This is a genomic window from Mesorhizobium sp. STM 4661 (assembly GCF_000359125.1).
Lineage (GTDB): Bacteria > Pseudomonadota > Alphaproteobacteria > Rhizobiales > Rhizobiaceae > Mesorhizobium.
Window position 1 is genome coordinate 114,943 of sequence record NZ_CAAF010000061.1, and the last position, 26,362, is coordinate 141,304.

A 26,362-nucleotide genomic window follows, 5' to 3' on the forward strand; every position below is an offset into this window, starting at 1 on the left:
GGTTCCGCGGCCGGGTCTTGTTTTTCTCAGATCACCGAATCGGTCCAGCGCACGATATCCCTGGCCGCATCGCCGAACGCATTGTCGAGCGCGCCGACATAGGCCTGGTTGCCGGTGCCCGAGACGGGCGCGGTCGCGGTAAAGCTCTTTGAGGCACGCACCTCACCGTTGCGGTCGTTCAATATCCGCACGAACAGGTCGACCTCGGCGTGTTCGCCGCCGTCGACCTGGACTTCGAAGGACCGGACCTCGACGATCACCTGATAATCGATCGCCAGCCCCTCGCCCGGCTTGCCGACGCCGGCGAAGCTGCCCGAACGCTGGAATGTCTCGGCCAGCCGCGCCTGCACGATCAGCGGCAGCCGGTCGGCCCATTGCGCGCCCTTGAGATACTGGATCGACCGATCGGACGGCCTGATGACGATATTCTGGCTGTCCAGCGCCTTGAGCGCCGACGGCTGGGCGATGAGGATCTGTCGGCGGCTGTGGCTGCGCGCGTCGAGCGACGGCGCCGAAAGCTCATACGTATCGAGTGGAGCCGGCCCGCCACCCGGCAAAGCCGCGCAACTGGCAAGCGTCAGGGCAAGCAATGCCACAGCCGATCTGACGCCGCCCGATTTGACCCAAATCGACTTCACACGTGATCCCCGTTGTCCCCAGATCGTAAGATCAACCTGCATTGGTGGTTCATGTTCTTGCGGGGTGGGAAGGCCGAAGTCAACGCCGCGCCCTGCCGTCGAACTGTCGAACCTCGCCTTCTCCCCCTGAAAGTATCCGCTGCGGATTGCGGCTGAGGTCCGTCACCGCTTCTTCGATACGGTTGATCGAGCGGCGGCTGTCCTGAACCAGCGCCTCGACATTTTGCAGGCCCTGTCCGGAGAATCGCGCCAGATTGTCGGTAATGGTGCCGAGGCGGGCGTTCAGCGTGTCGGCGACCTGCTTGAACGATTTCAGCGTGTCCCTGGCATCGGCCATCACCCCATCCGCCTGGCCCGAGCCCAGCAATGTGTCGACCTTGGCCAGGATGCCGTCGACGCGCACCGAAGCATCGTTGAGACGCTGCGCGAGCTGCCGCGCATCCTTGATCGTCTCGTCGATGTCGTCGGCCCGGTTGGCGAATTTGTCGGTCACCTTGGCGATATCGGCGGCAGCCTTGTTTGCATTCTCGCTGGCCTTCTGGATGTTGGCCAGCGCTGTGCGAACCTCAGCCGGATCGATGCCGTCGAGAACACCGTCGACCTTGGCTAGCGTGCCTTGCGTCTTCTGGGCGAAGTCGTTGATCGACCCCACCGCCGTGTCGACATTCTTGATGACGGTGTCGAACTGCTTCGAGGTTTCCTTCAGATTGCCGGTCACCGTATCGACATTGGCGACGATGCTCTTGATCTGATCCTTGTCGACGGCGTTGAGCAGCCCCTCGGCCGCCTTCAGCGTGCCGTCGAGCTTGCCGGAAACGCCCTTCAACTCGTCCGACAGCGAACTGACGCTGGCGAGGAACTTGTCGATGCCGTCGGAGTTCTTGGCCAGCGCGTCGGAGAAGGTCTGCACATTGTTGACGGTCTGCGTCAGCGGCCCGCGGACGTCCCTGGTGAAGCCTTCGAGCTGGGTGAGAACCGTGTCGGCGCGGGTGAAGATGTTCTGTGCCGTCTGCAAGAGGTTGGTGACCGCCGACGGATTGGCGACGATCTCGGCAACCTTGCCTTCCGCTTCCGCCTGGTCGAGAAGCTTCGCTTCCTTGGGGTCGGCGCCCTTGAGCTCGATACTGGCCTGGCCGGCGAGACTAACGATCCCGATATCGGCCTGCGTCGACTTGGTGATCGGCGTATTCCTGCCGATTTCTGCGTCGGCGATGGCGGCGGTCGGATTGTCGAGATCGATATAGACGCGCTTTACCTCGCCAACCTTGACGCCGTTGAACAGCACGAAGCTGCCCCGGCTGAGACCGGAAGCCGAGCCCGGAATGCGCACGCGCAGCATCGCCGTCTCGCCCCTGTCGCCGATCGCGGCCGTCCAATAGACGAAAGCGAAGGCCGCCAGAATCGCGGCCAGCGTGAAAATGCCGACAATAACGTAGTTGGCTCTGGTTTCCATTGCCTCACTTATGGCTATGCGCGCGCCGCAAGATCAAGTTGCCGGGCACGTTTTCCGCGGAAATAGGATTTCACCCAGGGCTCCTCGCTTTTGAGCATGTCGTCGATCGTGCCTTCGACCAGCACCTTCTTTTTGCCGAGCACAGCCACCCGATCGCAGGCGGTGAACAGCGTGTCGAGATCGTGCGTGACCATATAGACGGTCAAATCCATCGTATCGCGCAGCTTGACGACCAGTTCGTCGAATTCCGCGGCACTGATCGGATCGAGGCCGGATGTCGGCTCGTCGAGGAAGACGATGTCGGGATCGAGCGCCAGCGCGCGCGCCAGTGCCGCGCGCTTGATCATGCCGCCGGAAAGTTCGGAAGGGAATTTCCGCGCCGCGTCCGGCGGCAGTCCGACCAATTCGACCTTGAGCATCGCCAGTTCGTCCATCAGCTTTCGCGGCAGGTCGAGATACTCACGCATCGGCACCTGCACGTTTTCGAGCACCGTTAGCGCGGAAAACAGCGCGCCGTGCTGGAAGAGGACGCCAAGGCGCATATCGATGCGAAGACGCTCCCTTTCGCTCGCTTTTTCGACATCGACGCCGAACAGCTTGATCGTCCCCGATTGCTTGTGCGTCAGGCCGAGAATGGTGCGCAACAGAACCGACTTACCGGCGCCAGAAGCGCCGACAAAGCCAAGGATCTCGCCGCGCCTGATATCGAGCGACAATTTGTCGAGAATGACCTTGTCACCGAAGGAGACGGTGATGTCGTGCGCCGAAAGCACGATCTCGTCTTCGTCGGCTTCCTCCGCAACCCCGGTTGCCTCTGTGCTGCCCTGCGTTGCCATGTCAGAACTCGATCGCCGCGTAGAACATGGCGAAAAGTCCGTCGAGGATGATGACCACGAAGATCGATTTCACCACGGAAGCAGTCACGTGCTGCCCGAGCGATTCGGCGCTGCCGCCGACCTTCATGCCTTCGACGGAGGCGATCGTGCCGATGATGATGGCCATGAACGGCGCCTTGATCAGGCCGGCAAAAATGGTGCTGAGATCGATGGCGACGCGCAGCCGGTCGATGAAGGCAGCCGGCGCGATGTCGGAATAGAGCCATGCAGCCAGCATGCCGCCGCCCAGCGCCGCGAAATTGGCGATGATCGTCAGGCAAGGCAAGGCGATCACCAGCGCGACCAGCCGCGGAAACACCAGCACGCCGATCGGATTGAGGCCGATCACCTTCAGCGCGTCGACTTCCTCGCGCATCTTCATCGAGCCGATTTCGGCGGTGATGGCGCTGCCCGAGCGGCCGGCGATCATGATCGCGGTCATCAGCACGCCGAGCTCGCGCAGGATCAGCACGCCGACCAGATCGACGACGAAGATGTCGGCGCCGAAATAGCTGAGCTGATAGGCGCCTTGCTGGGCGACGATCGCACCGACGATGGCCGACATCAGCACCACCACCGGTATGGCGCCGACGCCCATGCGATCGATCTGGTTGAAGATCGCCGCCGGATTGACCGCATGGCCGCGACCGAGCTTCATCTGCGAGCCTTGTATCGTGGCGCCAAGAATGTTCATCGAGGCCAGGAAATCGTCGCGCATCTCATAGACCCGCCGTCCAACCGCCTCGAGCGCGCGGATGATGATATTCGGCGGCCTGGCATTGCCGGACTCGGGCTCGCGCCGAACGGCGTCGCCTACGGCGCCGAGCAGGATGGAGGCGATCTCGCTTTGCCCCTGCAGGTTGATCTCGATACCCTTCTTTTCAAAGACACTGACCAGGCGATCGATCAGCCAGGCGCCAGCGGTATCCATCTTCTCGATATGGGAGAGGTCGAGCGTCAGCGTCTGGAAACCGCTGCGTTTCTCGATCTTGCGCATCTCGGCATCGATCAGCGCCACGGTGCGCGTCGTCCAGTTTCCGGTGAAGGCACAGCGCAGAACACCGCTCTCTTCACCAGCCTCAACACGCGGCCGGTGGTCGGCCTCGCTGGGGGTGCCGCTTGCGAAACGTTTGCGGGTGGTCAACATGGCGTCCTGTTTAGCCTGACGGGGTCGACCTGTCGATTTGCCGACAAGCCCCTTGTCGCACAGCCGGAGCAGAAAAATATGGCGCGTGTCATTTCGGTCGAGGCCGAGCGCTTTCCCATAGCCGGCACCTTCACCATTTCGCGCGGCTCGAAGACCGAGGCCGAGGTGATCACGTGCACGATCAGCCAGGGCAGCCATGCGGGGCGCGGCGAATGCGTCCCCTACAAGCGCTACGGCGAAACCATGGATGGCGTCCGCGCCGCGATCGAGGCCATGCGGGGACAGATTGCAGGCGGCATCGACCGGGCAGCACTGCTCGACGCCATGCCGGCCGGCGCAGCGCGCAACGCCATCGACTGCGCGCTCTGGGATCTGGAGGCGAAGGCCGGCGGCCGGCCGGTGGCCACCAGGATCGGCAGCGCCCCCCTGCGGGTGCTCGAGACGGCCTACACGCTGTCGCTCGGCGAGCCCGAAGCGATGGCCGCACAGGCCCGCGCCAACGCGGCGCGGCCGCTGCTCAAGGTCAAGATCGGCGGCGACAACGATATTGCCCGTATCCGCGCGGTCAGGGAGGCGGCTCCGGCGAGCCGCATCATTCTGGATGCCAATGAGGGCTGGAGCGACGACAACATCGTAGAAAACCTAGCCTTTGCCGCGGAACATGGCATCGCGCTGATCGAACAGCCGCTTCCCGCGGGCCGTGACGGCATTCTTAACCGCATCGCGCATCCGGTGCCGATCTGCGCCGACGAAAGTGTGCACGAGGCGAAGGATCTCGGCTCGCTCGCCGGCCTCTACGATGCCGTCAACATCAAGCTCGACAAGGCGGGCGGGCTGACGGCAGCCCTCGCCCTTCGCGACCGCGCTCGCGAACTGGGTTTCGGCGTCATGGTCGGCTGCATGGTCGGCACGTCGCTTGCCATGGCGCCGGCCGTGCTCCTGGCCCAGGATGCCGATTTCGTCGATCTCGACGGTCCGCTGCTGCTGGCCCGCGACCGTCTTCCGGGTCTTGTGTACCGGGGATCGCTGGTATCACCCCCTGATACGGGGCTGTGGGGCTGAACGCGCCGCAAGTCCGATCAGCGCCAGCCCGATCAGGGCGATCGGGATCATCGCAAAAAAACCGTCCACGCCGAAGCGCTCGTATAGCGGGCCGGAAAGGAGCGTCACCACGGCGGTGAAAAAACCGTTGGAGAAATAGGCGATGCCTTGCGCGGCCCCGGTGCGCTCTTCCGAAACCGTCTCGCCGATCATCTTCTGCAGGCCGATCAGCACCAGCGCCACCGAAATCGCATGCAGCGTCTGGACGGCAAAAAATCCGGCGACGCCGAGACCAAGCGGCCAGATCAGCGGGAAGGCGATCCAGCGGACGATCGCGCCGATCCCGGCCATCACCATGATCGACACGACGGAGAACGAGCCGAAGACACGGGTGAAGGCCAAAAACATGCAGATCTCGGCCACCACGCCCCATCCCCAGAGCAGTCCGACAACCGAATCGCTGATGCCGATCGATTTCCAGTAGATCGACACGAAGCCGTAGAGAAACGCATGACTGGCGGTGATGACGCCGACGCCAATGGAGAAATACAGGAAATACGCATTGAGAAGCTTTGGCGCCGATTGCTGGATATCAGTGGCCGAAAGTGGCGAGGCGCGTCGGGGGCGGCCAAGGCGCGGCGCGATCAGTCCGACGGCAAGTGCCGCGGCAAATGCCACGAAGATGATCACCGGAACAGCTTCGGCGCTGGTCGCCGACAGGATGAAGCCGCCCGCAAGATTGGCGCAGAGATAGGAGATCGATCCCCATTTGCGCATGCTTGCATAGTTCGAGCCGAAGCGACGCACACCAGACAGCGCCAGCGAATCGGCGATCGGCGAGTGCGGCGTCCAGACGATGGCAAGAGCCAGCGACACGGCGAGCACCATGGCGTAGGTCGGTGGCAGGAAGTAGCCGGCGGCCAGGATCATCGATGCGGCGACCAGCGCGATATAGACATTGGCGCGGTCCCTCGCCCTGTCGGCGAGCGCGGTAAGCAACGGCGTCGTCACCACGCGCAGGAACATCGGCGCGGCGAGAATGACCGCTATCTCACCGGCATGAAAACCCTTTGCCTGCAGCCACAGCGGAAAGTAAGGCAAATGCGTGCCGAGCGGCACGAAAAGCGTGAAGAAGATCAGGCTCATGCGCAGCTCGAACTGGCGCGGCTTGACGAGTTGTTCGGGCGAAAGCGGCGGCAGGGAGGACATCAGCAGGCGATCCGTCGGCGCGACATCCGGCCGAGTCGGCCAGCAGCGCATCTCGATCCCATAACATGCCGAAAAAGGTGGCGAAACCGCCTGGACCAACGCATCGGCCCGAAAATAGATTCCGCTTTTCGGAAGGCACGATGCGTAGATTAGAGAGTATTAGGGTGTGTTTTGTGCATCCGAACGAACGCACGTCGCCCTAATTAACGCCGCATCAGGCCGCCTCGACCACCCTGTCCTCGATGAGCATCGGGATGAACGGCTCGTCTGGCGCTTCAGGCAGGATATGCGCCCAGGTCAGAATTTCCATCCGGCCGTCGAAATGCTCGACCACCGCCGTGCAGCTTTCGACCCAGTCGCCGGTGTTGATATATTGCACATCCTCGAAATTCTCGATCGCGGCATGGTGGATATGCCCGCAGATCACGCCGTCGACATGCGAGCGGCGCGCTTCCTCGGTCAGCACCGTCTGGAACGAGCCGATGAAGTTCACCGCCTTCTTGACCTTGACCTTGGCCCAGGACGAGAACGACCAGTAGGAAAGGCCGAGCAGCTGACGCAGACGCGTGATGACACGGTTGACCAGCATGGCCGCGTCGTAGGCATAGTCGCCAAGATAGGCCAGCCAGCGCTGATTGTGGACGACGGTGTCGAACTGGTCGCCATGGATGACCAGCAAACGCCTGCCGTCGGCGGTCTCGTGGATGGCGCGGTCGGCGACGACGATGCCGCCGAAATGCACGCCCTGGAATTGGCGCGCGAACTCGTCGTGATTGCCGGCGATATAGGTGATGCTGGCACCCTTGCGCGCCTTGCGCAGCAGTTTCTGGACGACGTCATTATGGCTCTGCGGCCAGTGCCAGCTTCGTCTCAGGCGCCAGCCGTCGACGATATCGCCGACCAGATAGATGATATCGGCATCGTGGTGGCGCAGGAAATCGATCAGGAAGTCGGCCTTCGCCGCCTTCGATCCGAGATGGATGTCGGAGATGAACATGCTGCGAAAAGTGCGGGGCTCTGCGCCTGACATCAGATCGTCACCGTTGCTTTCGAGCAGCCTATGCCCCGATTCATGCAACAATCGTATGACGGTTGCGATTAGGCCAGTCCGAAGAGTAGGTTGCCGCCACTCAGAGGAGAAAAAACATGGATCTCGGCATTCGCGGCAAGAAGGCCATCGTCTGCGCTTCGAGCAAGGGCTTAGGGCGCGGCTGCGCCATGGCGCTGGCCGAGGCCGGCTGTGATCTGGTCGTCAATGGGCGCAATGCCGAGCTGCTGGCGAAAACCGCCGCCGAGCTGCGCGAGCGATTCGGCGTGAAGGTGACGGAGATCGTCGGCGACGTATCGAAGCCCGAAGTGCAGAAGGCGCTGCTCGCCGCCTGCCCTGATCCCGACATCCTCGTCAACAACAATGGCGGACCGCCATATCGCGATTTTCGCGAGCTCGATCGCGAAAAGATCCTCGAGGGCGTCACCCAGAACATGGTGACCCCGATCGAGCTGATTAAGGCTGTCATCGACGGCATGGCGGCGCGTGGCTTCGGCCGCATCGTCAACATCACCTCGCTATCGGTCTATGTGCCGATCCCCGGCCTCGATTTGTCGTCGGGCGCGCGCGCCGGCCTGACCTCGTTTCTTGCCGGCGTGGCGCGGACGGTGATGGACCGTAACGTGACGATCAACAACATGCTGCCGGGCAAGCTCGACACCGACCGGCTGCGCGGTCCGCATGAACCCGGCAGCGTTGAAGACCCTGCTGCCGCTGCTGCGCGCAAGGCCCAGGCAGCAGCCAATGTCCCGGCAAAGCGGCTCGGAACACCGGAGGAGTTCGGCCAGATCTGCGCTTTCCTGTGCTCGGTCCATGCCGGCTATCTGACCGGGCAGAACATACCGGTGGACGGCGGTCTCTACGTCAGCGCGTTCTAGTACCTAGCGCTTGGTACCCGCTGGGAACGCCGGGACGCGATCCACCGGTATGTTCTGGCCGCCGCTACAGTTCATAGGCCCATTCGGCCGGCACGAAGCGATAGGCTTGGCCGTCGCGCGCGACATGTCCGAAACCGGGGAACGGCAAATGCATTCCGGCGATCAGCATCCGGTCGGCAGCGACCCGGTCGAGCGTCCGCTTACGCGTTTCGGCGGCCAGTTTGGAATCGACATCGAACGCGATGCTCCAGTCCGGACGGGCGAACTGATAAGTCGCCATATGCACGACATCGCCCCAAACGAACAGCGCGTCACCGTCCGATTCGACGATGAAGCCGGCATGGCCCGGAGTGTGGCCGGGCAATGGCACTGTGCGGATCGAGCCGACCGCCTCGCGCTCGCCGTCCACTTGCCGCAGGCGGTCCGCATAAGCGGCGGCGGCCCGGCGTGCCCCGATAAAGAACGGCTTTGCCTCGTCCGGCGCTTGGTTCATGTTCGCGTCGTCGTGCCAGAAGGCGTAATCAGTGGCGGTGACGACGAGCTCCGCATTGGGAAACAGCGCCTCGCCGGCGGAGGTCAGAACCCCGTTGATATGGTCGGGATGCATGTGGGTGATCAGCAAAGTGTCGACTTGGTCGGGAGCAACGCCGGCGGCCTGCAAAGCCACGGGAAGATGGCCGAGCGCCGGACCCCTGCCGTCCGACATACCGGCGTCGATGAGCACAAGCCGGTCTCCGAGATTGACGAGATAGGCATTGACGGGCGTGCGCCGCGGTCCGGGCTTGTCAAAGCTGGCCTCCGCCAGACGCCCCGCCTCGGCGTCAACGAGGCCGATGAAAAGCTCGGATTTAATGTCGACATAGCCGTCCAGCAGCGCCGTGACCTCGATCGAACCCACCTTACGGCGCAGAACGCCAACGGTGGGGGCATCAGCCAGTGGCGCGCGGGCCAGTGCCGGAACGGAGGCGCCGGCTAGAAGGACGCCCCCGGCTAGGCCGGCACTGGCGAGAAAATGGCGGCGGGAAAGCGTCATGGCATCATCTCCGGTTGGGATCATAGAGCTGCGGGCAGAGCGAGTCGGGTCTACTTCATAGATTCAGCTTTTTGAACTTGCCGGTTTCTTATATTGGCTATTACTCTTGCTTATTAATCACGACGGGGAGTTGCCATCATGGACCGCTTGACCGAGCTCACCAGCTTCATACATGCCTCCGAAAGCGGCAGCTTCTCGGCAGCGGCACGCGAATTGGGCTTGAGCCAGCCGGCCGTCAGCCAGCAGATCCGCGCACTGGAAAAACGCCTCGGCGTCCGGCTTTTTGACCGCACAACCCGGTATGTTTCTCCGACGGAAGCTGGCCGGCGCTATTTGGAGCGTGCCCGCGACATCATCGAGCGCCTCGAAGAGGCGGACCGCAGCGTCGGTTGTCTCGAATCAAAGATGTGCGGACGCCTTGCTGTCGGCGCGCCGGCCAGCTTCGGTGCCGGTGTGCTCGGCAACTATCTAATCGAGTTCAAGCGCACCTATCCGGAACTGATATTCGACGTGGCGCTGACCGACAGCTTCGTCGACGTGATCGCAGAAAGGCTCGACGTCGTGATCCGCATGGGGACCATCAACGACAATCGGCTGATCGTGCGCAAGCTCGGGATGATGGAGCGACGCCTTGCGGCAACGCCGGACTATCTCGACCGGATGGGACGGCCGCGGCGCCCACAGGATCTTGCCGAGCATGACTACCTGCTTTATGCCCATATCACGACCCGCGATATCGTGCCGCTCACCGGCCCAGGCGGCGAAAAGGCCGAGGTGCGGATCCGGCCGACCATGTGCTCCAACAATTCGCTCCTTAACCAGCAGGCACTGCTGTTTGGCATCGGCATCGGCCTAGGGCACAAGGTGATGCTCGACCCGCTCGTCGCCCGAGGGCGGCTCGAATATGTGCTGCCGGACTGGCACTACGCACCGCACCACGTGCATGCGGTCTATCCGTCGAACCGCTTCATTCCATTGAAGGTCAGGCGGTTCGTTGACGGTTTCACCGAGCACCTCGCCGCGATGGGTGCGCTCGTCGATGACAAAAAAGCATATACATCCAAGGAAACGGCGCCGGCCTAGCGAAGTCTGACGTTTGTACGCGCAGGGAAATGCCGGCGGGAGAGTCGAGATATGGCGCGGCGGAGATAGGCGTAGCCCCGCAACCGCGCGGTGAGTAGCTGTCGGGTGGACGGTAGCCGCAAAACCTGGAGGCGGTCGACCTGACACCGTTGCGGCTGCTGCTCCCGCAAGTCACATGAACTCCCCTTCATGGTCATTCCTCCGTCCGATCGAGAAACCGCTTCACAGCGTCGAGGAACACACCGCGCCCTGCGGCCTCGCGATCGAGATGGACGAAGTGCGTAGCGTCCGGGATGTCCAGGCGTTCCGCTTTTGGTGCTTCGTCCACGATTGCCTTCGCATCCTCCGGCCGGCTCCAGAAATCCCGTCCGGAGCGGATGACGAGCGCGGGCATGGTGGGTGCCGCCGCCGACCATTGCCGGCGATCGAACGCCAGTTCGAAACTGTCGGCCATGGCGCCACTCGGTGACCGGAAACTCGGCGGCTGGCGCGTCGACGCCGTCTCGTCGGAGGCGAGTGCCGCATCACCATAGGCCGCTGCGACCGTTGGATTGCGCCACCGAGCCTTGTCCGCGACCGGGATGCTGTCGTCCCAGGCGGTGAACAGGCTCGCACGTGTATTCAGCCGATAACCGCCGAACGCCTGGACGTTGAACGTCCCGGGCCGGTCGGGATCTTCAAGCGGCGAGCCGGTGCCGAGGGTGGGGTGGTGGTCTGAGCCTCCATACAGGGTGTTGTAGAGGATGAGCCGATCAACCGTCTGCGGAAACCGGCTGGCATAGGCGCCGGCCCAATGTCCGCCGGTGGCCCAGCCGACGAGGCTGACCCTCGAAACGTCGCTCCATTTCGCGATGGCGTCGACCGCTGCGGAAATATCCGCCACGGCATCTTCCGTGCGCATCAGGGGTGCGGATTTGTCCGGCGGCCTGTTCATGGCAGCGGGGCGGGTCGATGCGCCGTAGCCGCGAAGATCCAGGACATAGACGAGGTGCCCGTCCGCCGCGAGGTCGGCGGCTAGCGATCCGCCGGCAACAGGCAGATCGAAGGACGCAACGCCGGGCACGCGTGCGCCATGGAGGAGGAGGACGGCGGAGTTGGCTTCGGACGCTGCGCCAGGACGGCGCACCTCCCGGACGAAGAGGCGCTCGCCCGTCCGAAGTTCGACGAACCTGTCGGCCCGGACGAGTTCCGGCTCTCCTGCCGATGCTGGAGCGGCGGCCATCATGGCTGCTGTGAGCACGAGGGCGGTGAAACGGGACATCACGATATCTCCGGTCGCAATTGCGCTCCGGGAAGACTGTCAGCTATTCGATATCCTATCGATGACGCGTTTAATGATTTTTGATATCGTCAAGATATGGAACTTCGGCATTTGCGACATTTCCTCGCTGTTGCGGAGGAATTGCATATGGGGCGTGCCGCACTGCGGCTGGCCATGGCGCAGCCTCCGCTTAGTCAATCGATCGGGCGTCTGGAGAAGGAGCTCGGCGTCAAGTTGTTCGAGCGGGCCAACCGCCGCCTGACCTTGACGCGCGTGGGCTCGGCCTTCTGGACGAGGCTCGGGCATCTGTACGGCACGCCGATTCGGCGCTTCACGTCGCCTGCGCAGCGCATGGCGGCGAAGCTGGCGAGATAAGGATCGGCTTCGTATCGGCGGCCCTTTACGAGCATCTGCCGCATCTCCTGTCCCGGCTTCGCGAGAAATATCCGGACATTCATCCAAAGCTCATCGAGGTGTCCACCAATGAGCAGATTGCGGCGTTGTCGCGCAGTGAGATTGACATCGGTTTCGTGCATCCACCGCTCGGGACTGACGAACGTCTCGACGTCCGTGATTATCCTGCTGAAGATCTCATCGCCGTTCTGCCAGATGACCGACAGACACACGGGGTGACGCTGGCGGACATCGCCCGCCACGGGCTCATCATGTTTCCGGCTGCACAAGGCCCGGCGCTCCATGCCCACATCATGGACACCTTTACCAAGGCTGGCCTCGATGTGCAGATCGTCCAGGAGGCAACGCGGGCACTAACCATGCTCTCGCTCGTGTCCGCCGGCTTGGGCGCGGCCCTGCTTCCACGATCGACACAGCGCCTTATGTTTCGGGGCGTCCGCTATGCACCGATCACCGACGTATCGCTGCCCGCGTGGCCACTTGCCGTGATCACGAAACGGCGGCCACGGCCGACCATTGTCGACAGCGTCTGGAAACTGCTCGTCCAGACGTGACTTGACCGCCCACGATCGGAGACGCCGGTCGCGCAATGCGCTCGATGACAGCCGCGCCGGCCGCGACAAAGCAGGTGAGAATTTCATTGCAACAATCTGACATAGATGAGTTTTTGACGATTCTTCCGCCTAATTGGCGGTTGCGTCATTTGGCATCGTGAAAAACCAACGCTGCATGCTAAAAGGGCGCCAAGGCAGATCGCAGGGGAGGCCCGTATGGAAGGCGAAGGCAAAAAGGCAGCCCGGTCGGACCTCGACGAAGCCGCTCTCTATTTCCACAAGCACCCGAGGCCCGGCAAACTCGAAATCCAGGCAACAAAGCCGCTTGGCAACCAGCGTGACCTGGCGCTGGCCTATTCACCAGGCGTTGCGGCGCCCTGTCTGGAAATCCGCGACAATCCGGCGACCGCCGCCGACTATACGGCGCGGGCCAATCTGGTCGGCGTCGTCTCCAACGGTTCGGCGGTGCTGGGTCTGGGCAATATCGGGCCGCTGGCCTCCAAGCCCGTCATGGAAGGCAAGGCGGTGCTGTTCAAGAAATTCGCCGGCATCGATGTCTTCGACATCGAGATCGACGCGCCTGGCATCGAGCGCATGGTCGAGACGATCGCGGCGCTGGAGCCGACCTTCGGCGGCATCAACCTGGAGGACATCAAGGCGCCCGAATGTTTCGAGGTCGAGGAACGGCTGAAGGCCCGCATGGGGATTCCGGTCTTCCACGATGACCAGCACGGCACCGCGATCATCGTTGCCGCCGCGGTGCTCAATGGGCTGGAATTCGCCGGCAAGACCATTTCCGACATCAAGATCGTAACGTCAGGCGCGGGTGCGGCGGCCCTCGCCTGCCTCAACCTCCTGGTCCTGCTCGGCGCCCGTATCGAAAATATCTGGGTCACCGACCGTTTCGGCGTCGCCTACAAGGGCCGTATCGACGAGATGGATCGCTGGAAGGATCCTTATGTGAAGGACACCGAGGCGCGCACGCTGGCGGATGTCATTCCCGGCGCCGATGTCTTCCTCGGCCTTTCCGCCGCCGGCGTGCTGAAACCGGAATTGCTCGCGCACATGGCGCCAAAGCCGCTGATCCTGGCGCTGGCCAATCCCAATCCCGAGATCATGCCGGAAGCGGCGCGGGCGGCGCGACCGGATGCGATGATCTGCACTGGCCGTTCCGATTTTCCCAATCAGGTCAACAATGTACTCTGTTTTCCTTACATCTTCCGTGGCGCGCTGGACTGTGGCGCCAGCGCCATCAACGAAGAGATGAAGATGGCCGCGGTGCGCGCGATCGCGGCCCTTGCCCGCGAAGAGCCGTCCGATGTCGCCGCCCGCGCCTATTCCGGCGAGACGCCCATCTTCGGGCCGGACTTCCTCATCCCCTCGCCCTTCGACCCCAGGCTGATCCTGCGTATCGCGCCGGCGGTCGCCAAGGCTGCCTGCGATACGGGCGTCGCGACACGGCCGATCGCCGACTTCGCAGCCTATATCGATACGCTGAACCGCTTCGTTTTCCGCTCCGGCCTGGTGATGAAGCCGGTGTTCTCGATGGCCAAGACGTCGAGTGCCAAACGCGTCATCTATGCCGACGGCGAGGACGAGCGCGTGCTGCGCGCCGCGCAAGTGGTGCTGGAGGAAGGCATCGCCGAGCCGATCCTGATCGGCCGTCCGCATGTCATCGAAGTCAGGCTGAGACGCTACGGGCTGCGCATCAAGCCGGGCGTCGATTTCGGCCTGATCAACCCCGAGGACGACCCGCGCTATCGCCACTATGTCGACCTTTTGATCGAGCTTGCCGGCCGGCGCGGCGTGACGACGGAGGCGGCGCGCACCATGGTGCGCACCGACAACACGGTCATCGCCGCCCTTGCGCTCAAGCGCGGCGACGCCGACGCCATGGTCTGCGGCCTCGAAGGGCGTTTCGAGCGGCATCTGCGCAATGTCACCCTGATCATCGGTCCACGCGCCGGCATCAAGGACCATGATTTGTCGACGCTTTCGATGCTGATCTCGCAGCGCGGCATCATTTTCCTGACCGACACCCATGTCTCGGTCGATCCAACGGCCGAGGAGATTGCCGAGATGACGGTGCTGGCGGCGGAAGAGATCCAGCGCTTCGGCATCGAACCCAAGGCCGCCCTGCTCTCGCATTCCGATTTCGGCTCGCGCGATTCACCAAGCGCGCTGAAGATGCGGCAAGCGGCGGCGATCCTGGCTCGCATCGCGCCCGAATTGCAGTGCGACGGCGAGATGCATGCCGACACTGCTCTGTCCGAGCAGCTGCGCCAGCGGGTCTATCCGCATTCGCGGCTGAAAGGCGAAGCCAATCTGCTGGTGTTCCCCAATCTGGACTCGGCCAACATCACGCTCACCGCGCTGCGCACGATGATGGATGCGCTGCATGTCGGGCCGATCCTGCTCGGCACCGACAGGCCGGCGCACATATTGACCCCATCGGTAACCTCGCGCGGCGTGGTCAATATGACGGCACTCGCCGTGGTCGAGGCGGCCCACAAGGCTCAGGCGATCGTAAATCTGGGCTAAGCCGGTCGATGGCGGTAAGCTAAACAAACAGTTAACCGCAATCGCGGTAGCTTTCGCGGCGGGAAACGGAGTTCTGGGCAAATGATGGGCGCAGGGTGGAAGCTGACGCGTGCGGCGGCGCTGCTTGCTGCCTTGGCGTTGTCAAGCTTTGCCATCACCCAGCCGCAGGCCGCCTCCCGTGTTTGCCGGCAATTGGAAGCCGATCTGGCGTCCGCCTCGCGTGGCGGCGGCAAGCCGGCTCTGCTCAGGAAGTATGACGACGCGATCGTCAGGCAACGCCAGCAGATTGCAAAGGCCAGCAACCAGTCCGGTTGCGGCTTTTCGCTGTTTGGCCGCGATGAAAACGCCTGCGCCGCGCGCGACGCCACGCTCGATCGCATGAATGCCAATCTCGACGCCTTGGAGGCCAAGCGCGCGCAGCTTGCCGGCGGCGGTTCGCGGCGCGATCGCGCCCGCATATTGGCCTCGCTCGATGCCAATGGCTGCCGTGACAGCATTGTCGCTCCAAAACGCGCCCCGCTGCGGGAAGCGAACCGTGAAAATGGCAATAAAACTTTGCTCGATCGGCTCCTGGACGGCGACAAAAGGCAACCCGAAGCGCTGGAGAGCGATCCCGGCGAACAACGCGGCATTCGCGCCATGATCAATCAGCCCGACCGCATGGATCTGCCACGCCTCGGCGGCGAATTCCGCACGGTTTGCGTGCGCACCTGCGACGGTTATTTCTTCCCGATGTCGAATGCCGCCTCGCTCGGAGATTTCGCGCGCGACCAGAAGAACTGCGATTCAAGCTGCCCCGGCACCGAGATGCAAGTGTTCTACACGCGCGGCCAGAATGGCGATTCGGCTGACATGACGTCGTCGGCGACTGGCAGGCCCTACCGCGAACTGCCGACCGCCTATCTCTACAAGCAGTCCGCGCGCCCACCGGCCTGCGGCTGCAATGCGGCACAGAATTTCCAGATCATCGCCGGCAATCCGCCAAGCCCCGAACAGTCGCAGGCCGATACGCAAACCGAGCCGTTCATTCCCGTGCCGGTCGCCAAGCCAGATCCGGGCGCCGATCCCGAGACCTTGGCCAATGCCGAAGGCGGCCTCGACGTAGCGGGCATCAAGCGCCTGGCTGTCAAGCCGGTGGCGTCGACCTTGCCGCCGCCGGAACAGCGCAAGGTCAGGGTCGTCGGGCCAGCGTTCCTTCCCGACCCAAAAGCGGCAATAGATCTGCAAGCTCCGGTCCCGAAGGCTGTCCAGTAAGCGCCAGCCTGAGCGGCATGAACAGCGCCTTGCCCTTGCGGCCCGTGGCTTCCCTGATCTTGCCCGTCCAATTCTTCCAGACCGACCCGTTCCATGGGGCTTCCGGCAGAAGATCGAACGCCTGGCGAAGAAAATCGCGGTCGTCGTCGGAAAACTCCGGCGGCTCCCGCGGACCTTCGCGCAGCGTGCGCCACCAGATTGCCGCATCGGCCAGCCTGTCGACATTGCCGCGCACGGCGAGCCAGAACGGCTCGGCGTGTTCGCCTGATATGCCAAGCGCGATCAGCCGGTCGCGCGCTTCGGAAAACGGCATGTGGTGGAGCAGCGTGCGGTTGAGCACGAAAAGCTCGTCCGGATCGAATTTGGCTGCGGATTTCGACGTTGCGGCCGGATCGAAGCGCTCGGCAAGCCCGTTCATATCGGGCACCGCCACGACATTTTCCGAGGTGCCGACCAGCACGGCCAGCGAGGCGACAGCCATCGGCTCGATGCCGGTCTCGCGCAGGCTTTCGATGGACAATGCGCCGGTCCGCTTCGACAGCCCCTCGCCCGAGGCCGTGGTCAAGAGATTGTGGTGGCCGAATAAAGGCGGCTCGGCGCCCAGCGCCTGGAACAGCGCTATCTGCACGCCGGTGTTGGTGACATGATCATCGCCGCGGATGACGTGGCTGACGCCCATCTCGATGTCGTCCACCACCGAAGGCAGCGTGTAGAGATAGGTGCCGTCCTCGCGCCGCAGGACCGGATCCGAGAGCGAGGCCAGGTCGACGGTTTCCTCGCCTCGCACCAGGTCGTTCCAGTGGATTTCGGTGCGTTCCGGCTGCAAGGGATCGCTGGTGAAATTGGGCAGGAGAAAGCGCCAGTGCGGCCGGCGGCCGTCCGACTGGTATTCGGCGACCTGATCACGTGTCAGCTTCAACGCCTCGCGGCCATAGACCGGCGGAAGGCCGCGCGTGCGGCGCACCTTCCGTCTGAGATCGAGCTCTTCCGGCGTTTCATAGCAAGCATAGACAAGGCGCGCCGCCTTCAGCCTCTCCACCGCAGCGTCGTAGATCTCGAAGCGCCGCGACTGGTATTCCGTGGCATCAGGAAAAATGCCCAGCCAATGCAGGTCATAAAGGATGGCGTCGGAAAATTCCTGCGTCGAGCGCGCGACGTCGGTGTCGTCGAAGCGCTGGATGAAGCGGCCCTTATTGTTCAAGGCAAACAGCCAGTTGAACAGCGCGGTGCGCGCATTGCCGATATGGATGCGGCCGGTCGGAGACGGGGCGAAACGGACGGTAACTGTCATGAGCGGGGCGTACCGGATGCTTTCGGTGTTGACAAGACACGCCCCCGCGCTCTGTCGGAGACATAGAATATGACGACCGAAATGAAAAGACTACAGCGCCGCGTTCATTAGAGCGACATGCGTCCTCTTGGACGCACAAAGTACGCTCTAACACTTGAACCACGCATCGGCGCTGCAATCAGATCACCAGCCCTTTGGTCAATTCGAGCGCCTGGCGCTCGAACAGCCGGCGGTAGATGCCGCCTTGCAGACGGATCAACTCGTCATGCGAGCCTTCCTCGGCGATGCGGCCGCGATCGAACACCAGCAGCCTGTCGAGCGCCCGCACCGTCGACAGCCGGTGCGCGATGACCAGCGTGGTGCGGCCGACCATCAGCCGCTCCATCGCCTGCTGGATCAGCACCTCCGATTCCGAATCGAGGCTGGACGTCGCCTCGTCCAGAATGAGGATCCTTGCGTCGGCGAGGAAAGCGCGCGCGATCGCCACCCGCTGGCGCTCGCCACCGGACAGTTTCACGCCGCGTTCGCCGACCAGCGTGCCGTAACCCTTCGGCAGGTCGGCGATGAAATCGTGCGCGCTGGCCAGCCGCGCCGCATGCTCGATCTCCGCCTGGCTGGCGCTCGGCCGCGCATAGGCGATGTTTTCGGCCAGCGACCGGTGAAACAGGATCGGCTCCTGCTGGACGATGGCGATCTGCCCGCGCAGCGACGCCTGCGTCACCTCGGCAATATCCTGGCCGTCGATCAGGATCTTCCCGACGTTCACGTCATAGAGACGCTGGATCAGCTTGACGAAGGTCGTCTTGCCCGAGCCGGAATGGCCGACCAGTCCGACGCGTTCGCCCGGCGCGATATCAACCGAAAAATCGCGGTAGAGCGGCAGCCGATGGTTGCCATAGTGGAAGGTGACGTTGTCGAAGCCAATACGGCCGTCGGTGATGCGGATCGGCTTGGCGCCGGGCCGGTCCTCGATGCCGAGCGGTTCGGACTGGAAGTCGACCAGTTCCTCCATGTCATTGATCGAGCGCTGCAAATTGCGGATATGCGTGCCGATATCCCGGAGATAGCCTTGCAGCACGAAGAACGAGGTCAGCACGAAAGCGACATCGCCGGCGCTCGCCTGCCCCCACGACCATAGCAGCAGCGAAAATCCGATCACCGCCGTCCTCAGCAGCAAAAGCATCGTCCCCTGCGTGGTGCCGTTGACGGTGCCGCGCACCCAGGTGCGCCGCGTGCGGGCACGCCATTTGGCGACCACCTTGGCAAGACGCGTTTCCTCGCGCGCCTCGGCGCCGAAACCCTTGACCACGGCGTTGCAACTCACGGCGTCGGCCAGCGAGCCGCCAAGGCGCGTATCCCAGGAATTGGCAAGCCTTGCCGCCGGCGCGACATAGCCGAGCGACAGCATTGCCGTGACCGCGATGAACAGCACCGAGCCGGCGGCGACCACCACGCCCATCAGCGGCCAGAACCAGCCGAGCAGCAGCGTCGAGCCGATGAGCATGACGAGCGACGGCAGCAGCGCGATCAGGATCGTGTCGTTGAGCAGGTCGAGCGCCCACATGCCGCGCGTTATCTTGCGCACGGTCGAGCCGGCGAAGCTGTTGGCGTGCCAGTCGGTGGAAAACCGCTGGACGCGATGGAAGGCGTCGGCGGCGATATCTGCCATCATCTTCAGCGTCAGCTCGACGATGGCCATGAAAGCCAGGTTGCGCAGCACGACTCCGGCAAGCGCCAGGGCCACCAGCATGGAAAACGCCGCCACCGCCGCGTTCCATGCGACCTCATCGGCCGTCGCGCTGCTGGCGACGGCATCGACCAGCCGGCCGGAATAGAGCGGCGTCAGCACGTCGGCCAAGGTCGACAGCAGGAAAGTGCCCATGATCAGCGAAAGCCGCCAAGGCTGACGCCGCCAATGGCCGAGCGTAAAGCCAAGAACGCTGCGAAAGGCGCTTGCGCGCAAATCGATTTGAAAACGAGCCATGATGTCATCCAGGCGCAAACGAGCCCGGTCCCCGGTAAGGTAGAAATTGAAAAAACCGCGTTGGCGCCAGTTGGCGCCCGGAAATGCGGAGGTTCGGTATCTATTGGCGGGCCACCCTCAAACGGGCGGCGACCGGCAGCGGCAAATGCCTGATGTCAGATGGATTTGGCCAGGAAGGCGAAAACCTTCCGGCGTACCATCTGAAACCTAGGCTTCGCGGCCTCGCATCACGATGTCAAATCCTGGCATTCGGTTCCTCCCAAAGGGGAATCGCGGAAAAGTTCTTATAGAGACGCCTCAATGTCTCGCCAAGATAGCGGGCGACCCAAAGCGCATCTGGTCCAAGCAGTGAGACGATTTTGCAACAATCGCGGATTATGCTGGCAACCGTCGCGCGTTGCTCATTCGGCCGGCGCAATGCGGTCGAGCCGCATATAGCGGCCATCGGTGGACGGCTTGAACCCGAGCTTTTCATAGACCGAGTGGGCGTCGTTGGTCGCCAGGCTCCAGTGCGTGACCGTCTTGCAGTCCGGATGATCGATAAGCGCCTGGACAAGCCGCGTGCCGATCCCTCGCCCGCGATGCTCGGGCCAGACGATGATGTCGGCAAGATAGGCAAACACCGTGCGGTCGGTGATCGCGCGGCCGAAGCCGACCTGTTTGCCGCCGATGTAAGCGCCGGCGCAGAGCGAATTGGCAAAGGCGCGGCGGTGCGTTTCGTCGCTGCGCCCGCTGCCCCAGTAGCTTGCCATCAACAGGTCGGAGGTCGACCGGAAGTCGATCCGCGACAGGTTGAAGCTGATCTCGCAGTCAGGCACGGCCACTATCTTTTTGTTTAAGCATGATCTTGTCCGAAAACCGGATTCCACTTTTTGCTACGCTGACCTTCGGTTCGGGATCATGCCCTAGCCCCGATCCCTGAACCGGTTGGTTATGGGATAGCGGCGGTCGCGGCCGAAATTCTTCCTGGTGATCTTTACGCCGGGCGCCGCCTGCCGGCGCTTGTATTCGGCGATATAGAGCAGGTGCTCGACGCGCGTCACCGTCGCTCGCTCGTGGCCGCGCGCAACGATGTCGTCGACGCCCATCTCGTGCTCGACCAGGCACTCCAATATGTCGTCCAGCACCGGATAGGGCGGCAGCGAATCCTGGTCGGTCTGGTTCTCACGCAGTTCCGCCGACGGCGCCTTGTCGATGATGTTCTTCGGGATCACCTCGCCGGAGGGGCCGAGCGCGCCCGGCGGCACATGGCTGTTGCGCCAGCGCGACAGCGCATAGACCTGCATCTTGTACAGGTCCTTGATCGGATTGAAGCCGCCATTCATGTCGCCATAGAGCGTGGCGTAGCCAACCGACATCTCGCTCTTGTTGCCGGTGGTGACGACCATCGAGCCGAACTTGTTGGAGATCGCCATCAGGATGGTGCCGCGCGCGCGGCTTTGCAGGTTTTCCTCGGTGATGCCTTCCTTGGTGCCCTCGAAAAGCTGCGTCAGCGTGTGCAAAAATCCTTCGACCGGCTCGAAGATTGGCACGATGTCGTAGCGGCAGCCGAGCGCGCGGGCGCAATCCTCGGCGTCCTTCAGCGAGTCCTTCGAAGTGTAGCGGTAAGGCATCATCACGGCGCGCAGCCGTTCCTCGCCCAGCGCGTCAACGGCAAGGGCGGCGCAGATCGCCGAATCGATACCGCCGGAAAGGCCAAGCACGACGTTCTTGAAACCGTTCTTGTTGACGTAGTCGCGCAGGCCCAGCATGCAGGCGCGGTAGTCGGCCTCATCCCTTTCCGGAATCTTCGACATCGGCCCTTCGGAACACACCCAGCCGTCGGAATTATTTCCATTTTGCGCGCCTGCGGCGACGCGGCTTCTCTTCCAGGTGGTGACGTCCACCGCCTCCTCGAACTGGCTCATCTGGAAGGCGAGCGTCTTGTCGGCGCCGATGGCAAAGGATGCGCCGTCGAAGATCAGTTCGTCCTGGCCGCCAAGCTGGTTGGCGTAGATGATCGGCAATCCGCACTCGATGACCTGGCGGATGACGACCTGATGGCGCACGTCGATCTTGGCGCGGTAGTAGGGCGAGCCGTTCGGCACCAGCAGGATCTCCGCCCCGCTCTCGGCCAGTGTTTCGCAGACGGCGACATCGCCCCAGATGTCCTCGCAGATCGGAATGCCGAGCCGCACGCCGCGGAAATTGACCGGCCCCTGGAGTTCGGGCCCGGCCTGGAAGACGCGCTTCTCGTCGAACTCGCCATAGTTCGGCAAATCGAGCTTGTAGCGCTCGGCGAGGATCTTGCCGCCATCGGCAAAAATGATCGAGTTGTGCGTGCCGCTCTTACGCTTCAGCGGCGTGCCGATGATGACGCCCGGGCCGCCATCGGCGGTGTCGTTGGCAAAGTCCTGCGCCGCCCGCTCGCAAGCCTTCAGGAAGGCCGGCTTCAGCACCAGATCCTCGGGCGGATAGCCGGCGAGGAAGAGTTCAGCGAACAGCACGAGGTCGGCGCCCTGGCGGGCGGCATCCGCCCTTGCCTCGCGCGCCTTGGCGAGATTGCCTGATATATCGCCGACCGTCGGGTTGAGCTGGGCGACGGCGATGCGCAGGATATCGGGAGCGGTCTTCTTGGTCATGCCTGCTGACTTAGCGCGGCAAAATTCGCCGGGCAATGGCGTTCGCTTGGACCACCCGGACCGAATGACATATGTCATTCGTGTCTGACCGATCGAATGTCGACCGTGTCCTATTCGCCCATATATTCGCGCAGCGCTTGCGGCGAATGGTTTTCGCCGATCGACATCGCCAGGATGCGCGAAATATGCCGGCGCGGCAGCCGCGTTTGCGCCGCCCAGGCGTTGATCCGGGCCTGGATCTTGTCGAGATCCCTCTTCGACGTCGGGCTTTCGGCGATGTCGAGGCCGGCGTCGCGCAATGCGGCCGCTATGTCGGCGGAGATGATGAAGGCGTCCCATTCCAGCCAGCGCAGGAAATACTGGCCGGTGTTGCCGCCGAGCCGGCTGCCATGCTTGCCGAGATAGGCCATCAGCCCGACCTGGTCGTCCGCCGGCCAATCGGCGAGGAATTTGCCGAAACCGCGATACTCCTTCGACACCCGCTCGACGAAGGCAGCGTTGTCGCGGACGGATTTGATCTTCTGCGGGTTGCGCACGATGCGCTGGTCGGAGGCCAGATCGTGCCAGAAATCATCGGGCTGGAACAATAGCCGCTTCGGCTCGAAACCGAGGAACGCTTCTTCGAAACCCGGCCATTTCTGCTCGATGACCCGCCAGACGAAACCGGCAGCGAAAACACGCTCGGCCATGGTCGAGAGGATGCGGTCGTCGGTAATATCAGCCACGGCGGCGTTGTCAGGCATGGGACCCAGCAACGACGCCAATGCGGCTTCACCACCTTTGCGTTCTGCCGCGCGGGCGCGAATTTTCTGAAAATCCATCGTTGTTTCCTCACCCCATCGCGTCAATCTACCACTTCCCGGATGAACCGGCAGCCTCTACCTCTATCGCTGACGACGGAGGCGACGATGAACAAGACGATCGAGGACCTGGCAAACCGCTGGCTGAAGCGAAAGCCGGACGGCCTCGGCGCGCTCGAAAGCCGGGTGCTGCAATCAACGCTCGAGCGCACTACGATCTCCAAGGACACCAACAAGGCCGTCGCCTTTCACCAGACGTTTGGCGACCGCCTTGCCGACACTATCGCCCGCATCGGCGGCTCGTGGTCCTTCATCGTGACATTTATCGCCTTCCTGATCCTGTGGACGGCAGGCAATGTCTGGCTTTTGACGCGTGATGCCTTCGATCCCTATCCCTTCATCTTCCTCAACCTCGTGCTTTCCATGGTCGCTGCCCTGCAGGCGCCGGTGATCATGATGGCGCAGAACCGCCAGACCGAGCGCGACCGCATCGACGCGGCCCACGACTACGAGGTCAATCTCAAGGCCGAGATCGAGATCATGGCGTTGCATGAAAAGCTCGACGAACTGCGCCACAGCCAGATCATCGGCATGCGCGACGAGATCGGCCGGCTGGCCGAGCAGGTGAAGCGCATCGACGACATTCTGTCGAAGCAGCGGACGTCTTCATGACGGATTTCATCCATCGTCTCATCGAACAATATGGGCTGATCGCGGTTTTTCTGGGCTGTGTCGCCGAGGGCGAAAGTGCTGCCATCCTCGGCGGATTTTTCGCGCATCAGCACGTCTTCGGCCTCTGGCAGGCCTTCCTGGCGGCAGCCATGGGCGCCTTTGTCGGCGACACCTTCTTCTTCATCCTTGGACGAAGCTTCGCCGACCATCCGTTCGTGATCAAATTGAGGGGCCGGCCGGGTTTCAGCCATGCCTACCGTCTCGTCTCGGACCATCCCAACATCTTCGTGCTGTCGAACCGCTATATCTATGGCATGCGTCTGGTCGGCGGCATCGCCGCCGGCGTCGCGAGCATCACGGTGGCGCGCTTCGTCATTCTCAACGCCGTCTCGTCGATGGTCTGGGCCGCATTGTTCTGCACCGTCGGCTATGTCTTCGGACTGGGCGCCGAGCGCATTGTCGGCCAGGCGCTGGCCCGTCACGAGCGATTGCTGATCGCCCTGGCCATCGGCCTCGTCGTGGCCATCCTTGCCTGGTTTGTCGCCCGCCATGTCGCCGGCAAGGAACGCGACAAGGATGCCAGGGCGAGCCAGAGCGCCGCCCACGAGTGATCAATCAATGCCGAGCGCCCGGTCGCCGCGATCCAGTGGCGGAGCGATCAGATGTTGATACTCCATGACTCGGAAGGATCAAATCATCCTTGAATCCAAACCTTTATCGGTGATATTCTAGTCGGTATGACCAGAAAAGATGAAGCCATAGCCTCGTCCCGTTCCAAATCATCCAAGCGGCGCTTGCACGAGCCGCGCACGGGCCGTTGGGTATTACAGGACGCCAAGGCTCATTTCAGCGAGCTGGTGCGCAGGGTTCGCATCGACGGCCCGCAACATGTCACCGTGCATGGCCGCCAGGAGGTTGTCGTCATCTCGGTTGAGGAATTCCGGCGCCTCAAAGGCGACCAGACCGGGGAGGCCTTGATCGCCGCCATGCAGGCCTCGCCGCATCGTGACATCGACATCGCCCCGCGCCGCAATGTGCTGCCTGTGCGCGAAGTACCCTTGTGACGGATTGGCTTCTCGACACCAACGTCCTATCGGAGCTTCGTCGCCCGAGGCCGGAACCAAAGGTTATCGCTTTCGTTGCCGCGCAGCCGCTTGACTCGTTGTTCGTCAGTTCCGTGACGATTGCAGAAATCCATTTCGGGATCGAGATGGTGGATGATCCGGGCCGGCGCGCGGAATTGACCGATTGGTTGTCGCACAAGGTTCGACCGATGTTCGAACAGCGGACGCTGCCCGTCACGGAAGACATCATGCTGAAATGGCGCCTGCTCGTCGAGGAAGGTCGTAAGGTAGGCCATACGTTTTCGCAGCCCGATCTTATCATCGCCGCAACGGCGCTACTGCATGGCCTGACGATCGTCACCCGCGACACGTCGGACTACGAACGCAGCCATGTGGATATTCGCAATCCCTGGATGGACTGAGAGTTCGCTATGCTGCTCTAGACCGGTAGCCCCGTGATGCGTTCGATGATGGCGATGCCCCAGACGCCGGCGACGATCACCACCGAGATCAGCACCGCCAGCGAGCCGCAATCCTTGGCCAGCTGGATATCGACATTGAACTCTCGGCTGAAGGCGTCGCACGCAGCCTCGATACCGGTGTTCAGCACTTCGACCATGATCAAAAGCAGCACGGCGCCGATCAGCAAGGCATAGCCGCGCCACGACACCGAGACGAACCAGCCAAGCGGCAAAGCAAGCACGAGCAGCATCAGCTCTTGCTGGAAGGCCTTTTCGCTGGCGGCCAGTTTGCGGAACGCCCGTACCGAATTGAAGAAAGCATCGATCAGCCGCTGCATGCCCAAGTCCCTTTCCGAATCACCGGCAGGGGATATCGCAATGGCCGGATCAATGGAATAAGGCGGCCTCTCCAAAATTCATTCGCCATTCTTGTCATTCATCGGCGACCTTGAGCGACGGTGTCGACTTCTCGAACCGCGGCAGCCCGTCGTCGATGATGTAGTAGTCGCCCTTGTCGCCGACGAAGATATGACATTCACCTTGAAGGCCAGTCGGCTTGTCGAATGCTCCGGCCAAAACCGAAATATACGCATCTTCCCATGGCTTCCAGAACAGTACCGAGCCGCATGTCTTGCAAAAGCCGCGCCTGGCAAACGAAGACGCTTCGTACCAGGCGATGCTCTCGGCGCCGGCGATCTCGATGTTTCCGTCGGGGACGCTGGTTGCGGCAACGAAATGCCCGGTCTGCTTGCGGCATTGCGAACAGTGACAATAAATCACCCCGCGCAAAGGTCCGCGCGTCTTGAAGCGCACCGCTCCGCACAGGCATGAGCCGCTGTGATCGTCATCCATTGTGGTCTCCATTCGAAATCGCCATTCCAGAATAGATGTTGCGGCAGGATTCCAGTTTTGCGGCGGCTGCGCTGGAGCAAATACGACATTCAGCGGGCCACGCTGGGAAAGCGGGATTGACCATTCCCCCAACAAAGAGCGCCGGATTTCTCCAGCGCTTTTGATCCCGAATTTCTACGGCACTGAAA

At 62.6% G+C, this 26,362-nt stretch carries 27 protein-coding genes; 11 read left to right on the forward strand and 16 right to left on the reverse strand.

The window, feature by feature from the left end; translation table 11 throughout:
* Positions 1-26: 26 nt before the first annotated feature.
* The 4 genes from MESS4_RS19990 to MESS4_RS20005 are packed head-to-tail and all read right to left on the reverse strand — an operon-like array spanning position 27 to position 4,113.
* Positions 27-680 (reverse strand): ABC-type transport auxiliary lipoprotein family protein, encoded by a 654-nt coding sequence (locus MESS4_RS19990; RefSeq protein ID WP_006334846.1) that lies wholly within the window; start codon positions 678-680, stop codon positions 27-29.
* Positions 681-717: 37 nt separating this feature from the next.
* Positions 718-2,091, reverse strand: coding sequence for an MlaD family protein (locus MESS4_RS19995; RefSeq protein WP_006334847.1), 1,374 nt, complete (start codon positions 2,089-2,091; stop codon positions 718-720).
* Positions 2,092-2,105: 14 nt separating this feature from the next.
* The gene (locus tag MESS4_RS20000; RefSeq protein WP_006334848.1) at positions 2,106-2,927 is read right to left on the reverse strand and encodes an ABC transporter ATP-binding protein; all 822 of its coding nucleotides are present in this window, start codon (positions 2,925-2,927) and stop codon (positions 2,106-2,108) included.
* 1 nt (position 2,928) lies between these two features.
* Positions 2,929-4,113 (reverse strand): ABC transporter permease, encoded by a 1,185-nt coding sequence (locus tag MESS4_RS20005; RefSeq protein ID WP_006334849.1) that lies wholly within the window; start codon positions 4,111-4,113, stop codon positions 2,929-2,931.
* A 78-nt stretch (positions 4,114-4,191) separates the two neighbouring features.
* On the opposite strand from MESS4_RS20005, the gene dgcA reads away from it, so the two are divergent.
* Positions 4,192-5,175: an N-acetyl-D-Glu racemase DgcA gene (dgcA, locus tag MESS4_RS20010; RefSeq protein ID WP_006334850.1), complete on the forward strand. Its 984-nt coding sequence runs from the start codon at positions 4,192-4,194 to the stop codon at positions 5,173-5,175.
* On the opposite strand, the gene MESS4_RS20015 is transcribed toward dgcA, so the two are convergent.
* Positions 5,146-6,363 (reverse strand): MFS transporter, encoded by a 1,218-nt coding sequence (locus tag MESS4_RS20015; protein ID WP_036241728.1) that lies wholly within the window; start codon positions 6,361-6,363, stop codon positions 5,146-5,148. The genes dgcA and MESS4_RS20015 overlap by 30 nt on opposite strands.
* A gap of 214 nt (positions 6,364-6,577) precedes the next feature.
* Positions 6,578-7,393 carry a UDP-2,3-diacylglucosamine diphosphatase gene (locus tag MESS4_RS20020; protein ID WP_081609804.1) on the reverse strand — a complete coding sequence of 272 codons (816 nt, stop codon included), beginning with the start codon at positions 7,391-7,393 and terminating at the stop codon, positions 6,578-6,580.
* A gap of 116 nt (positions 7,394-7,509) precedes the next feature.
* On the opposite strand from MESS4_RS20020, the gene MESS4_RS20025 reads away from it, so the two are divergent.
* Positions 7,510-8,289: an SDR family oxidoreductase gene (locus tag MESS4_RS20025; protein ID WP_006334855.1), complete on the forward strand. Its 780-nt coding sequence runs from the start codon at positions 7,510-7,512 to the stop codon at positions 8,287-8,289.
* Positions 8,290-8,353: 64 nt separating this feature from the next.
* Here MESS4_RS20025 and MESS4_RS20030 read toward each other — a convergent pair whose 3' ends face one another.
* Positions 8,354-9,322, reverse strand: a complete 969-nt coding sequence (locus MESS4_RS20030) for an MBL fold metallo-hydrolase (RefSeq protein ID WP_006334856.1) — start codon at positions 9,320-9,322, stop codon at positions 8,354-8,356.
* A 138-nt stretch (positions 9,323-9,460) separates the two neighbouring features.
* Between MESS4_RS20030 and MESS4_RS20035 the strand changes: the two genes are divergently transcribed.
* Positions 9,461-10,405, forward strand: coding sequence for a LysR family transcriptional regulator (locus tag MESS4_RS20035; protein WP_006334857.1), 945 nt, complete (start codon positions 9,461-9,463; stop codon positions 10,403-10,405).
* A 193-nt stretch (positions 10,406-10,598) separates the two neighbouring features.
* On the opposite strand, the gene MESS4_RS20040 is transcribed toward MESS4_RS20035, so the two are convergent.
* Positions 10,599-11,666: an alpha/beta fold hydrolase gene (locus MESS4_RS20040; RefSeq protein WP_006334859.1), complete on the reverse strand. Its 1,068-nt coding sequence runs from the start codon at positions 11,664-11,666 to the stop codon at positions 10,599-10,601.
* 96 nt (positions 11,667-11,762) lie between these two features.
* On the opposite strand from MESS4_RS20040, the gene MESS4_RS35010 reads away from it, so the two are divergent.
* The 4 genes from MESS4_RS35010 to MESS4_RS20055 all read left to right on the forward strand — a co-directional run bounded on the left by MESS4_RS35010 (position 11,763) and on the right by MESS4_RS20055 (position 16,429).
* A complete protein-coding gene (locus MESS4_RS35010; RefSeq protein ID WP_210161684.1) occupies positions 11,763-12,041 on the forward strand; it encodes a LysR family transcriptional regulator in 279 nt (92 codons plus the stop codon).
* Between the two features lie 35 nt (positions 12,042-12,076).
* Positions 12,077-12,634 (forward strand): LysR family substrate-binding domain-containing protein, encoded by a 558-nt coding sequence (locus MESS4_RS35015; RefSeq protein ID WP_280110241.1) that lies wholly within the window; start codon positions 12,077-12,079, stop codon positions 12,632-12,634.
* Between the two features lie 216 nt (positions 12,635-12,850).
* A complete protein-coding gene (locus MESS4_RS20050) occupies positions 12,851-15,175 on the forward strand; it encodes an NADP-dependent malic enzyme (RefSeq protein ID WP_006334871.1) in 2,325 nt (774 codons plus the stop codon).
* Between the two features lie 81 nt (positions 15,176-15,256).
* Complete coding sequence (locus MESS4_RS20055; protein WP_006334872.1) at positions 15,257-16,429, forward strand: DUF2865 domain-containing protein; 1,173 nt, start codon at positions 15,257-15,259, stop codon at positions 16,427-16,429.
* Here the strand turns inward: MESS4_RS20055 and gltX are convergent.
* From gltX to MESS4_RS20080, 5 genes are all read right to left on the reverse strand, one after another.
* On the reverse strand, positions 16,347-17,720 hold the full coding sequence (gltX, locus tag MESS4_RS20060; RefSeq protein ID WP_006334874.1) for a glutamate--tRNA ligase: 1,374 nt from the start codon (positions 17,718-17,720) through the stop codon (positions 16,347-16,349). The genes MESS4_RS20055 and gltX overlap by 83 nt on opposite strands.
* A gap of 178 nt (positions 17,721-17,898) precedes the next feature.
* A complete protein-coding gene (locus MESS4_RS20065) occupies positions 17,899-19,704 on the reverse strand; it encodes an ABC transporter ATP-binding protein (RefSeq protein ID WP_036241729.1) in 1,806 nt (601 codons plus the stop codon).
* Between the two features lie 401 nt (positions 19,705-20,105).
* Positions 20,106-20,522, reverse strand: coding sequence for a GNAT family N-acetyltransferase (locus tag MESS4_RS20070; RefSeq protein ID WP_006334881.1), 417 nt, complete (start codon positions 20,520-20,522; stop codon positions 20,106-20,108).
* An 87-nt stretch (positions 20,523-20,609) separates the two neighbouring features.
* Positions 20,610-22,325, reverse strand: a complete 1,716-nt coding sequence (locus tag MESS4_RS20075; protein ID WP_006334882.1) for an NAD+ synthase — start codon at positions 22,323-22,325, stop codon at positions 20,610-20,612.
* Between the two features lie 110 nt (positions 22,326-22,435).
* The gene (locus tag MESS4_RS20080) at positions 22,436-23,146 is read right to left on the reverse strand and encodes a DNA-3-methyladenine glycosylase I (protein ID WP_006334883.1); all 711 of its coding nucleotides are present in this window, start codon (positions 23,144-23,146) and stop codon (positions 22,436-22,438) included.
* 87 nt (positions 23,147-23,233) lie between these two features.
* On the opposite strand from MESS4_RS20080, the gene MESS4_RS20085 reads away from it, so the two are divergent.
* The 4 genes from MESS4_RS20085 (at position 23,234) to MESS4_RS20100 (ending at position 25,283) form a co-directional block, all read left to right on the forward strand.
* Positions 23,234-23,797, forward strand: coding sequence for a DUF1003 domain-containing protein (locus MESS4_RS20085; RefSeq protein WP_006334884.1), 564 nt, complete (start codon positions 23,234-23,236; stop codon positions 23,795-23,797).
* A complete protein-coding gene (locus tag MESS4_RS20090; RefSeq protein WP_006334885.1) occupies positions 23,794-24,408 on the forward strand; it encodes a DedA family protein in 615 nt (204 codons plus the stop codon). The genes MESS4_RS20085 and MESS4_RS20090 overlap by 4 nt, the downstream gene beginning before the upstream one ends.
* Positions 24,409-24,591: 183 nt before the next feature.
* A complete protein-coding gene (locus MESS4_RS20095; protein WP_036241731.1) occupies positions 24,592-24,861 on the forward strand; it encodes a type II toxin-antitoxin system Phd/YefM family antitoxin in 270 nt (89 codons plus the stop codon).
* Positions 24,858-25,283, forward strand: a complete 426-nt coding sequence (locus tag MESS4_RS20100; protein ID WP_006334887.1) for a type II toxin-antitoxin system VapC family toxin — start codon at positions 24,858-24,860, stop codon at positions 25,281-25,283. The genes MESS4_RS20095 and MESS4_RS20100 overlap by 4 nt, the downstream gene beginning before the upstream one ends.
* Before the next feature lie 17 nt (positions 25,284-25,300).
* Here MESS4_RS20100 and MESS4_RS20105 read toward each other — a convergent pair whose 3' ends face one another.
* The 3 genes from MESS4_RS20105 to MESS4_RS34215 form a co-directional block, all read right to left on the reverse strand.
* Complete coding sequence (locus MESS4_RS20105; RefSeq protein ID WP_006334888.1) at positions 25,301-25,660, reverse strand: diacylglycerol kinase; 360 nt, start codon at positions 25,658-25,660, stop codon at positions 25,301-25,303.
* Positions 25,661-25,754: 94 nt separating this feature from the next.
* Complete coding sequence (locus MESS4_RS20110; RefSeq protein WP_006334889.1) at positions 25,755-26,174, reverse strand: GFA family protein; 420 nt, start codon at positions 26,172-26,174, stop codon at positions 25,755-25,757.
* Positions 26,167-26,362 (reverse strand): hypothetical protein (locus tag MESS4_RS34215; protein ID WP_210161685.1); only part of this gene is annotated, 196 nt, incomplete at its 5' end. The genes MESS4_RS20110 and MESS4_RS34215, both read right to left, overlap by 8 nt.